The 13,114-nt window shown below is 40.7% G+C and carries 10 protein-coding genes; 6 read left to right on the top strand and 4 right to left on the bottom strand.

From position 1 onward, the window contains the following. Positions 1–126 precede the first annotated feature (126 nt). The 3 genes from N7U62_RS06200 to bcp are packed head-to-tail and all read left to right on the top strand — an operon-like array spanning position 127 to position 2,887. Positions 127–1,374: a PAS domain-containing sensor histidine kinase gene (locus tag N7U62_RS06200; protein WP_264137032.1), complete on the top strand. Its 1,248-nt coding sequence runs from the start codon at positions 127–129 to the stop codon at positions 1,372–1,374. A gap of 3 nt (positions 1,375–1,377) precedes the next feature. After that, a complete protein-coding gene (locus N7U62_RS06195; protein ID WP_264137031.1) occupies positions 1,378–2,436 on the top strand; it encodes a response regulator in 1,059 nt (352 codons plus the stop codon). Position 2,437: 1 nt separating this feature from the next. After that, positions 2,438–2,887 carry a thioredoxin-dependent thiol peroxidase gene (gene bcp / locus N7U62_RS06190; protein ID WP_264137030.1) on the top strand — a complete coding sequence of 150 codons (450 nt, stop codon included), beginning with the start codon at positions 2,438–2,440 and terminating at the stop codon, positions 2,885–2,887. A 49-nt stretch (positions 2,888–2,936) separates the two neighbouring features. On the opposite strand, the gene N7U62_RS06185 is transcribed toward bcp, so the two are convergent. After that, positions 2,937–3,548, bottom strand: coding sequence for a DUF4136 domain-containing protein (locus N7U62_RS06185; RefSeq protein ID WP_264137029.1), 612 nt, complete (start codon positions 3,546–3,548; stop codon positions 2,937–2,939). Positions 3,549–3,699: 151 nt separating this feature from the next. On the opposite strand from N7U62_RS06185, the gene N7U62_RS06180 reads away from it, so the two are divergent. Together N7U62_RS06180 and nspC are read left to right on the top strand one after the other, a co-directional pair. Continuing rightward, the gene (locus N7U62_RS06180) at positions 3,700–4,905 is read left to right on the top strand and encodes a saccharopine dehydrogenase family protein (protein ID WP_264137028.1); all 1,206 of its coding nucleotides are present in this window, start codon (positions 3,700–3,702) and stop codon (positions 4,903–4,905) included. After that, positions 4,905–6,038 carry a carboxynorspermidine decarboxylase gene (nspC, locus tag N7U62_RS06175; protein WP_264137027.1) on the top strand — a complete coding sequence of 378 codons (1,134 nt, stop codon included), beginning with the start codon at positions 4,905–4,907 and terminating at the stop codon, positions 6,036–6,038. Before N7U62_RS06180 ends, nspC begins: the two co-directional genes overlap by 1 nt. Here the strand turns inward: nspC and N7U62_RS06170 are convergent, their stop codons facing one another. Both N7U62_RS06170 and N7U62_RS06165 read right to left on the bottom strand, forming a co-directional pair. Beyond that, entirely contained in the window at positions 6,039–7,874 is a 1,836-nt protein-coding gene (locus N7U62_RS06170) for a T9SS type A sorting domain-containing protein (protein WP_264137026.1), read from the bottom strand. It abuts the gene before it with no gap. Between the two features lie 4 nt (positions 7,875–7,878). Then, positions 7,879–8,754, bottom strand: a complete 876-nt coding sequence (locus tag N7U62_RS06165) for a PASTA domain-containing protein (protein WP_264137025.1) — start codon at positions 8,752–8,754, stop codon at positions 7,879–7,881. Positions 8,755–8,975: 221 nt separating this feature from the next. On the opposite strand from N7U62_RS06165, the gene ddlA reads away from it, so the two are divergent. Continuing rightward, positions 8,976–10,064 (top strand): D-alanine--D-alanine ligase, encoded by a 1,089-nt coding sequence (ddlA, locus tag N7U62_RS06160; RefSeq protein WP_264137024.1) that lies wholly within the window; start codon positions 8,976–8,978, stop codon positions 10,062–10,064. Here the strand turns inward: ddlA and N7U62_RS06155 are convergent. Continuing rightward, positions 10,057–13,062 carry a T9SS-dependent choice-of-anchor J family protein gene (locus tag N7U62_RS06155; RefSeq protein ID WP_264137023.1) on the bottom strand — a complete coding sequence of 1,002 codons (3,006 nt, stop codon included), beginning with the start codon at positions 13,060–13,062 and terminating at the stop codon, positions 10,057–10,059. The two genes, ddlA and N7U62_RS06155, sit on opposite strands and share 8 nt — an antisense overlap. Positions 13,063–13,114 lie beyond the last annotated feature (52 nt).

Genomic DNA, 13,114 nt, shown 5'->3' with positions numbered 1-13,114 from the left:
TTATTATAGTTCAAAGATAGATGGCCGTATTCTGTTGGCTAAGGACTCCCATCATTGGAAATAATGATAAAAATCATTTGACCCAAAGTGCATTTCTTTAGATTTGTCAAGGATAATTTTGATATAGTGGAAAATAAAGCAGATGCCTACAGAGAGATATTTTATTCCTGTGTAGAAGGAATAATACTAGTTCAGCACGGCAAGGTCGTATTGGCGAATCCTCAGTGCGAGGATTTGTTTGGCTATGGCGTGGATGAGATGCTTGGTATGAAGGTAGAAGAGTTTGTACCTATCAACAAGCGTGGATATCATCATGAGGTGAGATCTGAGTATACCAAACACCCCGTGACCAAGCAAATGGGAGTAGGGCGTGATCTGATAGCCTTGCGAAAAGATGGTACTACTTTTCCTGTTGAAATTAGCCTGAATCCAGCCGATATCAATGGAGAAGAAGCAGTCATTGCTCATATAATAGATATCTCTATAAGGAAGAAAGTAGAGATGGATCTGAAGAAAAGTGAGGAGCAATTGATCCAATATGCAGCTGAGTTGGAACAACGCGTAGATGAACGTACCAAGGAACTGGCGGATGTAGTGACAGATCTGAAAAAGACGAACATTCACCTTGAGGCTGAGATCATAGAAAGGATCAAAGCGGAAAATGAAGCCAAAAAGGCATTGAATAAAGAAAAGGAGTTGAACGAAATGAAGAGCCGTTTTGTATCTATGGCCTCTCATGAGTTCAGAACGCCATTAAGTACCATTTTGTCTTCGGCTTCTTTAATCGCCCGCTATACCAATACTGAAGACCAGGAGAAGAGAGATAAGCACATCAAGAGGATTAAAACCAATGTGTCTGAGTTGACCAGTATTCTGAATGAGTTTCTTTCTCTTGAGAAAATCGATGCTGGGAAAATGCATGTTGAAATCAAAGAGTTGGCTCTGAATGAATATCTGAAGGAGATGGTTTCTGATTTAGAAACAATAACCAAAGATGGTCAAACCATAAAATCTCAGTTACCTGATAGTGAGGTCATGATCAAAAGTGATCCACAGTTACTCAAACAAATTATCACCAACTTGATGTCTAATGCCATCAAGTATTCTGATATCGGATCGGAAATTCAAATGAACGTATCTCATAATGGTGAGAAAATATACCTCGCCATTAAGGATCAGGGAATGGGGATTCCTGAAGGAGATCAAAAACATTTGTTTGACAAGTTTTTTAGGGCTCACAATTCCCACCATATTCAAGGAACAGGTCTTGGATTAAATATTGTGAAAAAATATCTTGAATTATTAGATGGAGATATCACCTTCGAAAGTGTAGAAGGTAAAGGGTCTACATTTACAATCATACTTAACAAATAGTCGATGCAAAAAATATTATTGATCGAAGACAATGATAGCGTCCGTGAGAATACAGCGGAAATACTAGAACTGGCCGGTTATGAAGTCGGGACAGCATGCAATGGGAAAGAAGGAATTGAGGCCTTGAGAAAGGATATCCCTGATCTGATCATCTGTGATATCATGATGCCAGGATTGGATGGGTATGGAGTGCTTCATATAGTGATGAAGAATCCGGAAACTTCCCACATTCCATTCATCTTCCTAACAGCCAAAGCAGAAAAAGCTGATATGAGAAAGGGGATGAATCTGGGAGCTGATGACTATTTGACCAAACCATATGACGATATTGAGTTGCTGGATGCTGTGGAGGCCAGAATCAATAGGAGTCGTCAGATTCAAAAAGACTATGAGACCAGCGTTTCTGGGCTGGATGATTTCTTCAATGATGCCAAACAGGTAGAGAGTTTGAAAGAGCTTTCGAAAGAGAAGAAGATCCGTGCTTATAAGAAGAAAATGAATCTTTATCATCAAGGTGACTACCCTAACCATTTGATCTATATCAAATCAGGAAAGGTAAAGACCTATAAAACCAACTCGGATGGAAAGGAGTTGATTACTGGATTGTTTGGTCCAGAATCCTTTTTAGGGTTCAACGATTTGATTACCCAATCTGACCATAGCGAAGGTGCTATGTCGATAGAAGATGTCGAAGCTTATTTTATTCCAAAAGATGATTTTCTTCAATTGATTTACAAGGACCGTTCGGTTGCAAGTAGTTTTATCAAGATCTTGTCTAATAACATCAAAGAGATAGAAGAGAAGATGCTGCATCTCGCTTACAATTCTGTAAGGCAGAGAGTGGCAGAAGCACTTTTGTCGGTTAAGAAGAATTTTGGGGAACAAACCGTGTCTTTTTCTATCTCGAGGGAGGATTTGTCTAATATTGTAGGGACCTCACCTGAGTCTGTGATTCGTACATTGTCGGACTTTAAGAACGAGGGATTAATAGAAATTCAGCACAACAAAATCAAGTTGTTGAATGCTGAAGAATTAAGTACCATCATTTCAAGAGGATTTTAATATGAGTTTAGAAGTAGGAGCAGATGCTCCCCAATTCGAAGGAGTAAACCAAAAAGGAGAGACCGTTAAACTTTCAGATTTCGCTGGGAAAAAGCTGGTTTTGTATTTTTACCCAAAGGATAACACACCGGGCTGCACAGCAGAGTCCTGTGATCTCAGGGATAATTATAAGGCGTTGTTAGATCAGGGCTATGAGGTCTTGGGAGTGAGTACTGATAGTGAAAAATCACATCAGAAGTTTATTGATAAGTATGAATTGCCATTTGACCTGATCGCAGATACAGATAAGAAGGTTCATGAAATGTTCGGAACATGGGGAGAAAAGCAGATGTATGGTAGAAAGTACATGGGAACTTTTCGAACTACATTTGTAATCGATGAAAATGGGAAGATAGAAGAGATTATCTCAAAGGTGAAAACCAAAGAGCATAGTGCTCAGATACTGAAATAAAAAAGCCTCCAGTTCTGGAGGCTTTTTTTATTGCGTTTATGGACAGAAATTAAACGTCTTTTTTGATTATGTAGCCATTAGCTACAATTCTAAATTCTCTGAATATCTTAGCGGTTGCAATCTTTACGCTTCTTTCAGAAGTGTCATCGCCCTGAGCAAAAACTCCTGACGCATAGCCTTGCCATACTGTTCTTCTTCTTTTTCTGTCAAAAAAGGAAACCAACATAGTACCATCATACATAGCGAATTTTTGATCGTTGTATTCAGCTGTGATGTCTGCGGAACCATCATTGACCAATTTGTCATCTACCAGTAGTTTTTCACTCCAGTTCTCTGCTACCCATCTATCAAAACTGGGTTGTGAGTAACCTTTCATATCAAAATTCTCAACGAAGATCTTATAGGTTATAAGCAGATCAGGTTTGTCAGTGCTGTAGCGATAGCCTTGGGCGTGCATTCTAGACGCGATGGTTTCTTCAATTAATTGCTTGTGTACCAATGAGTCATTTTCTGACATGGCAATGAAGTCAAAGGTTTTGTATTTTTTGAATCGACCGTTGTAGCTATAATCCGATTCGATGACAAAGTCTCTTTGGCTGGAACAAGAAAAAAACAAGGTGATACATACAAGAAGGGTTGCGAAGAATGAGTGTTTGTACATAGTTTTCCAGATTAAGATCTTGATTATTAGTTTAAGTTAACTAAATCCTAGACAACATTCAATAGTTGGTAGTCATGTGAAATAAAAAAGATTTGAGTTTTGTTATTCAAGACATCCATTCAGTAGCTTTGTTTAAAATTAAATAACCAAAATGTCCAAAGTATTAATCATAGGTGCAGGAGGTGTAGGCCGAGTGGTGGCTTACAAATGTGCACAAAACAACGAAGTGTTTTCTGAGATTTGTCTCGCGAGTCGTACCCAGTCCAAATGTGATGTTATCGCTAAGGATATCAAAGACCAGTTGGGATTTGAAATGACTACCGCTCAAGTGGATGCGGACAATGTTCCAGAACTTGTTGCCTTGATCAACAAAGTGAAACCAGAGATGGTCATCAATGTAGCGTTGCCTTATCAGGATCTTACCATCATGGATGCCTGTTTAGAAACGGGTGTTCATTATTTAGACACCGCCAACTATGAGCCGCTGGACGAGGCGAAATTTGAATATAGCTGGCAATGGGCCTATCAAGACAAATTCAAAGAAGCTGGATTGACTGCTGTTTTGGGTTGTGGGTTTGATCCTGGAGTAACTAGTATTTATACTGCTTATGCAGCTAAGCATCACTTTGATGAGATTCACTATTTGGATATCGTGGATTGCAATGGAGGAGATCATGGTAAAGCATTTGCGACCAATTTCAATCCAGAAATCAACATAAGAGAAGTAACTCAAAAGGGGCGCTACTGGGAAAATGGTGATTGGGTAGAAACTGCGCCACACGAAATAAGAAAGGATCTTAACTATCCTAATATTGGAGCCAGAGCGAGTTATGTGATCTATCACGAAGAACTAGAGTCTTTGGTGAAAAATTTCCCATCCTTGAAAAGAGCGCGTTTCTGGATGACTTTTGGTGATGAATACCTGACTCATTTAAGAGTAATTCAAAACATTGGTATGGCGAGTATCGAGCCGATTGATTTTGAGGGTAAGCAGATCGTTCCTTTGCAGTTTTTGAAGGCTGTATTGCCAGACCCAGGAAGTCTGGGGGACAACTACGTGGGTGAAACCTCTATTGGTTGTAGAATCAAAGGGTTGAAAGACGGAAAGGAAAAAACCTATTATGTCTACAACAACTGCAAACATCAGGATGCATTTGACGAAACGGGCGCACAGGGTGTTTCTTATACGACGGGTGTACCAGCTATGATTGGTGCTATGATGCTATTAACAAAGAAATGGACTGGTGCTGGCGTATTCAATGTGGAAGAGTTCAATCCAGACCCATTCATGGAGCAATTGATGACTCAAGGGCTGCCATGGGTTGAGCAACATGACATTGATTTGGAATTGAATTAATGAGTGAAAAAACAAATATGCCTTCTCCATGTTTTGTCCTGGAGGAGGCCAAGCTTCGCCAAAATCTGGAATTGATCTCTAAGGTAAGCCGCGAATCAGGCGCAGAGATTATTCTCGCCTTCAAAGGGTTCGCCATGTGGAAGGCCTTTCCGATTATCAGAGAATACATTCATGGGGCTACAGCGAGTTCCTTACACGAACTTCAGCTCTGTAATGAGCACATGAATGCAAAAGCTCATACCTACTGTGTGGCTTATAAGGAGGGTGAACTGAACCAGATCATTGCAGGCTCCTCTCATCTTACTTTCAACTCACTAAGCCAATTATCAAAGTACAAAGATCAAGTGGCAAAGCAGGGTGTGTCTGTGGGCCTTAGGATCAACCCTGAACAGTCAGATGTAGAAACTGCCTTATACAATCCAGCGTCTCCGCACTCAAGACTTGGGGTGGGAGTCGAAGAGCTAAAGGAGGGCTTGCCTGATGGCGTAGAAGGGTTTCACTCGCATGTGCTTTGTGAGAGTGATTCTTATGCCTTAGAAGAAGTGCTGAAGGCCATAGAAGAGAAGTTTGGGCAATGGCTCCCACAAATCAAATGGTTGAACCTGGGAGGGGGACATTTGATGACTCGAAGTGGTTATGATGTCGAGCACCTGATTCAAGTATTAAAGGCCTTTAAAGAGAAACATGATCTTCATATCATTCTGGAACCAGGTAGTGCCTTTGCCTGGCAAACGGGTTATCTGAAAACGACAGTTCTGGACGTGGTAGATCGCAAAGGACAAAAGACGGCAATCATTGATGCTTCCTTTACTTGTCACATGCCAGATTGCCTGGAGATGCCCTATAGACCCAAAATCGAAGAGGGAAATGAGAAGTTAGAAGAAGGGCAGATTGCTTACCGCATGGGAGGTGTAAGCTGCCTTGCTGGTGATTTTATGGAGTCTTATGGGTTTGATCAAGAACTGAAACCGGGCGACTCAATTACCTTTCTGGATATGATGCATTATACGATGGTGAAGACCTCAACTTTCAATGGGATCGGTCATCCAGGCATAGGTGTCATCCAATTAGATGGGAGCTTTGAGCTTTGGCGAGAGTTTGGTTACGAGGACTTTAAAAATCGATTGTCCTGATCAATGATTGATCACCAATTTTTGGGTGATCACTTTCCCTTTGCTGTTGATCTTAAGAAGATAAATGCCGTTCCTTAGTTGACTCACGTTGATTTGGGAATCGGTACTTTCTATCAATATTTGACCCGATAAGTCTATCAATAGAAGGTGATCAAAATCCCCTTTGATGTTAATGATTTGATTGGCAGGATTTGGATAAATGTGAATTGACTCATCAAGTGAGCTGGAAGCTAGCACTTCATAATCATTGTCTGCAAAAATCGCGCGGATCATAAATGAGCCAGAAACTTGTTCCGCTGTATTTTGTATCCATGTTTCATCAGGCTTGAAAAATATGCGGTCCCAGTTATTAGTATTCTTATCTAACCCATAAGGAATGTAGTCATTGGTGGCTTGTTTTAAAGAAATGAAAAAGTCTCCCTGAGGAAGAACAACAGGTCGACTGAGTTCATACCTTGTGAATCTATTGATCGCATCGCTCGAAGACATGAATATTTCTGTTCGCCTAAGTGTAGATCCTGTTTCACCTGATAGATTATCATAGATGATCAAATCCAAAGTTTTATTTGTTGGTACCGGAAGGAACCGAGGGAAGTAAATGTCAACGTGTGTCAGGGTGTCTTGGGTTGGTAAGGTGTACTGGATGGCAATTTCTCCGCCGCTTTGATTAAGTCCACCTGCATACTCTGCTGAGCCATCGTCGTAGGAGAGGGTTTCGTGGATATTAAGATACATTCGTGACGTGTCATTAATTAGGTATGGTGGTTGGTTATTACTTGATAAATAGGAGATTTTTGACTCTAAGAACAAAGAATCCCTATTCTCTAAACCTGAAAATAATCCCATATTTAGTCCTTTGATAGAGTATGATTTGTAATCATTAATTCCTTCCAAAGGCAACTGGTTTGGGTTTTGAGGAACTTCAAATAACTGCGAATTCATTAATGTGTCTGTTACAGATAATAGATAAGTAACATTGTTTTGACCAGAGAAAAGAGAATATAAAACGAATTCTGGGTTGGTAAAAATACTATCAGAATAGCTGAAAAATTGATCAAAGGGAATGTTGGTGTATCTCTTGAAAATGGAGGTAGGTTGTCTGGAAATCGCATGGTCTGTTATGGATTCCCAATCAGTAATGTTCAAATCATATGTGTCCACCAGGATATAGTCCAGATGCCAGGTGTCAAAGCCACCAGTTGGGTTGCCATAGTTTTCGAATCGTAGTTGAAAGCCTTCGTGAAGCAAGTCAGGGTGGGTGATAGGGAAATTGATCCTTTGAAAAGGCTCTATGTCTCTGGATCCTGTACCTGTTAGTACCAGGTCGTCGTTTCTTACCCATTCATCATTTATACTCTTCAAAAGGACCCTCAGAGAGTCTTTGGCTTCAGGCTTTTCTCCATACCCTGTCCTTTGGAAGTAGAAACTGAAAACGGCAGTTTCACCAGAAGGAATTTGACTCAAATCTATGGCTTGAGATTCTAAAATATCAAGCAGACGAATGGTTGATTCACTATCATATGGTGTGCCATTGCTATCCAATCCATCAAAACTGATCACATTGAAACTAGGAGGATTTTGAGCCATGTTGCCATTGACATAAACTCCATCCGAAAGATTCCATTTAGCTGGGTTGGGTGCTATTGAGGAAGTAGAAAAATCATCCCAAAAAGGAAGAACCGTCGTGTCGGCCAATTGAGCCAATGTTCTTCCCTGAATTTGTGATGAATTAGAATATGAAACGGGAGAGATGGGTTTGACTATTATTTGTGCCCGGGTAGCTTGAATTCCTACCAGAGTCACGAAAATTATAGTTAACCAAACCTTCAATCTCATAAACCTACTGTTCCTCATCTACTACATCCAGACTTGGGATGTTTTTAATCTTTGCAGAGTCAATTTCAACTACCCATAGATCCACTGACTGACCAATTCTTGCGCTGGATTCTGAATTTGGGTTTTGCTTGAATACCAAACCACCCATCACTTTTTCTTTTTTGGTGATGATTTCTCCATCAGGCTTTTCCTTTTCTGTTACGATATAGCCTTCTTTTTCATAGTAAATATCGCCAACTTTTAATCCATATCCTCGCATCACGAAGATGGCCTCATCCAAACTCAAATTCTTAAGATTGAGCATCTGGAAATTCTGATTGCCTAATCCATCACCCACTTCGAAATCAATGGTCGAGCCTTTGGCTATTTCGTCTCCTTCTTTGATCAAATCGCCTTCATGATACTGAGCCAAAATCGTATTTAGCGCAAAATCTGGCTTGTATCTAATTTCTCCCATGGCTAGACCCAAGCTACGTAGTTCTAGCTGTGCATTTTTGAGAGACCTGCCTTTCAGTGATGGCAACTTGACCATAGGAGGGTTTACTGCATTTAGCGTCACATAGATCTTTCTGTTTTCTTTCACCTTGGCATTGGGTAGAGGGAATTGCTTCAGTACCGCTAGCGGAGGGTATTTGGCAGAATAGCCAGAGTCTGGTTCCACTTCATATCGTAGGTCACGGTCTTCTAAAAACTCCTCCAAATCCTCCAGCTGTTTGCCTTCCAGGTTAGGAACGGTTAGGCTCTCTCCATGATTGGTGATATAAGGGAAATATATGTTGAAGGTAGCATATACCAAAAAGATGATCGTGACGATCGCTAGTCCCAGATGAATGAGGAACTGGTTTCTGCTGGTCTTTTTCTTTTCTACGATTTCTTCCATTGACAGGGTGATTGATTCCTGATGTTAGTTCAGGGGCAAATTAATATCTATTTCGGATGGATGGGAAATATTTCATAGCGAATTAATATTTCTTAACGCTTTAATCCAAAATCAGTAACCACCAAAAGTAAAAGAAAGTACCGGCTAAACTGAGGGAAGAAGCTTTATTATCTTAATTGCCATGTAAAATAACTAACAAAAAGAATATAGATTTGCCGCCTATGGCACAGGATAAAATTAACGTTGGAATCTTATTTGGAGGCAAGTCTGCCGAACATGAAATCTCACTTCGCTCTGCTAAAAATGTGATAGACGCACTTGATAAAACGCGTTTTAATCCCGTTTTGATAGGAATAAGCAAAGAAGGGAAGTGGCTTTTTGATGAAGCGGCTGATTTGATTCTGGGCGAAGGAGAAAATCTGACGCTAAAAGGAGATGCTGATCATGTGTCTCTGGTGCCGCAGAGTGCAGGCCAACTAAATTCTCTAAACAATAGTGCTTTCTCTGAAAAAATTGATGTGGTATTCCCCATACTGCATGGTCCGATGGGCGAGGATGGAGCAGTACAGGGCTTGTTGAAATTGGCGGATGTGCCATTCGTGGGAGGCGATGTTCTGGGTTCTGCTGTAGGTATGGACAAGGATGTGATGAAGAGATTGCTGCGTGATGCGGGATTGCCAATTGGGAAGTACGTGGCTCTGCGCTCTCATGAAGAGCGCCCAACCTTTGAAGCAATCACTGCTGAACTTGGGTTGCCTTTGTTTGTGAAGCCTGCTAACCTGGGTTCCTCTGTGGGGATCAATAGAGTTGATGATGAGGGGACTTATCAAAAGGCTTTGGATGAAGCGTTTGCCTATGACAGGAAAATTGTAATAGAAGAGTTCATCGATGGGAGAGAGATAGAATGTGCCATATTAGGAAATGAGGAACCAAAAGCCTCCATTCCAGGCGAGATTTCATTCAGTCATAACTTTTACTCCTACGAAGCTAAATATCTGGATGATAAGGGCTACACTATCAATATCCCGGCGAAAATTACAGAAGATCAAATCAAGAATATACAAGAGATCGCTATCAAAACCTTTCAGGTCTTAGAATGCGAAGGTTTTTCTCGTGTAGATGTGTTTTTGACTAAGGAGGGTGAAATATTGGTCAATGAAATCAATACCATCCCAGGTTTTACCAAAATCAGTATGTACCCGAAACTATGGGAGGCCAGTGGAATCGCCTATACAGATTTGATTTCTGAGCTCATCGACCTTGCGATAGATAGACATCAAAAGCTGTCTCAACTTAGAACGTCTATCTAGTAATCATGATTCGTTTGCTGATCTGATCAGTATCACCAAGAAATTGGAGGATGTAGATGCCGGGGCTTGCTTCTATGTTCCTTATTAGTATTTCTTGATTCAGGGCATTGTTTACGGGCATGTCCAGTATGACTTCTCCTCTAAGACTTACCAGTCTGATTCGGGCTTGTTGTTTAACCTTTAGGTTTAGTTTGACTGTAAACTGATCTTCGGCTGGGTTAGGGAAGGTTCGTATTTTTTCTTCTAGATCAGGGATTTCAATAGGTTCTGCCAAATCAAAAAACTCGATATTATCTATAAATAGGTTGTTGCCATTTTGGTTGGTGAAAGCGAATGCCACCCGAATATCCGACCTGCCCGCATATTCACTCAAGTCGATTTTAGCTGTTTTCCATTGACTTTCTTCCGTTGGGTACCATTCTGAGCTTGTTTCTTCTACGGCTAATCCAATTCCATTTTGATCGAACAAGACTTCATCAAAGGATCTTCCACAATTTCTGGAAAGAAGCACTTGCAGTCTGTCATTTCTCCCGTCTCTATATGCGTAGGAGTAGTCGAATTGTAAGGAGGCCTCATTGAGTCCCCTTAGATTGAGAACTGGGCTTACGTATAAGTTTTCTATCCCAAGGTTGATGTTAGTGAATGCGTTGTAAAACAAAGATCGATTCATGTAGTCCCTGTCATCTACATATATCTCCCAAAACTGAAAGGCATCCTGGCTGTAGTATTCCCAATTGCTGAATGCAGCTTGTTCTAAGAAGTCTATCTTAATTGGGATATCTTCTTCACTTTCATTAATGGTGAACCGTGGATTGGCGTAGTTGTTTTCTGGGTTGTCATCGATTTCTCCATTGGGTTCAGAGACAGTTACTGATAAAACTTTTTCTCCTTCACTAATGCCAGAAAAACTTAGTGAGATAGAAGTGGTTTCGCCAGGAATCAAATTGATTCCCGTATCAAAAATCTGATCATAGCTTTGATCGTCGATGTTAGCTTGCAGACGAAAGGAGTTCAAGTCCATAAAACCATTATTTCTAACCACTATGTCAGCAGTGAATTGGTCTATACAACTAACCACCGGGACTTGATTTACATCCTCAATGAGAACATCATAATTGTTAGTTATGCTAGAGTAAAGTAGAATATCGTCCAGGTATATATTGTTACCGTTTCCGTTGTAGCCAATGAAGGCGATTGTTAAAGATTCTGCATTGACAAAGGGACTCAAATTGATAGATACTTCTTCCCAATCACCAGCTCCGCTAGGAATGAATGATGCGTCCGATACAGAGGTTGTACCAAGATTAGGTGCCCATCTCAAGAAGACTGAATTTTCGATAGGAAAGGTTTCCCCACAATCAGTAGAAATCCGAACCTCTAAACCGTCGGATTTGCTCGTGGAATTTGAAGCGTAGGCATATTTAAAATTCAGATCAAGAGATGCTATACCAATCATGCTCATACTATTGCTAATCAAATAATCAGCATTGCCATAATCAGAAGAAGGGGCAGTGGCATAGTTGAGAACAGCGGCTTCATTATTAGCATCAGCATCAGGTGCAACTGCATAGGTCCAACTAGAACTCTCATCAATGAAGTAAGTAGAGTTTTGGGGTGTTGTACTATTAGAAAAGTCCTCTGCCTGAGGCAAGGTTTCTGTTTCAGGGAAATAAGCAAACACATCTTTAATGTTGTTTTCAGGGTTTCCATCAGTTGTGTTGTTGACACTCTCAATAATGAAACTGTATTTACTTGATTTTAAATTAGAAATGGACTCGGAAAACGTGACTGTTGTAGTCTCGAGAAGGTCCAGATTTGTAACTGTATTAAACTGCTCTACCTCAACATCATCTATATACAATGCCACTTCAAAATCACTGATGCTGTTGGTGCCATAATTCCTTACCACAATTTCAGGGATAAATGTGTTCTCACAATTCGCTTGAAGCGGACTAACTACCTCAAAAATTCCTAAATCATTGGCGACTTGAATGGGTTCTAATTTGGCAGGGCTATTGAGTAAGCTTTTTCGTCGCGGGCTATTTTCTAGAACTACCCTCATCCGATTTCTTTGATCCTGGGTGAAAAGGTTCATGCAGGCATCAGCAGTATAGTCCATATAGTTTTGAACCATATCGACCGATCCACAAGAAATTGACATAGAGGCTTCATCGCAAGTTAAATCAAAATCTGTACTACCGCTTTGTTCAGGTGTATCATCACAATAATCATCCTGGCTACAGCTTGGACTATCTCCCCATATGTGTCGAAGACCTAGCCAGTGACCTGCCTCGTGTGTTACAGTTCGTCCTTTCGAAAAGTCATCAGCATTGTAGCCAGTCCCGAAGTATCTATAGTCGATGAAAATGCCATCGATCGTAGGGTCGATGTTTCTTTCAATTTCCAGTCCATTCAGATTGGACATGGGTAACATGGCATAGCCTATATAATCGGCACTCAGGGCAGCGACCCAGATGTTGAAATACTCATCTGAACTCCAATAGCTTTCCGAGGAAAGTGTTTCTATTTCAGAAATAGAGTAGGTGTTTTGGCTTCCTTTTACACGGTTAATACCATTAGTAGGCAGACCTTCTGGGTCTCTTTTGGCTAGTTCGAATTCTATCTGTATATCAGCGGCTACCGGTTCGAATTCTAAGGGAGTATTGCTAGCATCTGCATTTAACCGCCTGAAATCTTCGTTGAGGGTTTGAATCTGAGATTCAATCTGCTCCAGAGGAATATTGGATTGCATGCCTTCTGCCTCCCCCTTGTGAATGATATGAACCACGACGGGAATGGTATAAACCTCATCGGCTTTTTGCGCTCCCATACGCAAGGTTCTTTTCTCACGGATTTTGTTTTGCATCCATTCTTCAAAGTGGGTTTGCTCTGTATCACCAAAACGAGTCTCGTTGAATGGGACAGTCCCACATCGGTCTTGAGACCAGGAAATTAATGGAAGAAAGAGAAGGCTAGTATAAAGGAGTAAATTTCGCACAGTCATTAAAAAACCTTGAAACTAATGAAAGTTTCAAGGTTCAGAAAATGTT

The organism is Reichenbachiella ulvae, from assembly GCF_025833875.1.
Classification (GTDB): Bacteria; Bacteroidota; Bacteroidia; order Cytophagales; family Cyclobacteriaceae; genus Reichenbachiella; species Reichenbachiella ulvae.
The sequence above is the reverse complement of the archived record's forward strand: the minus strand, read 5'-3'. Positions and strand labels throughout refer to the sequence as shown.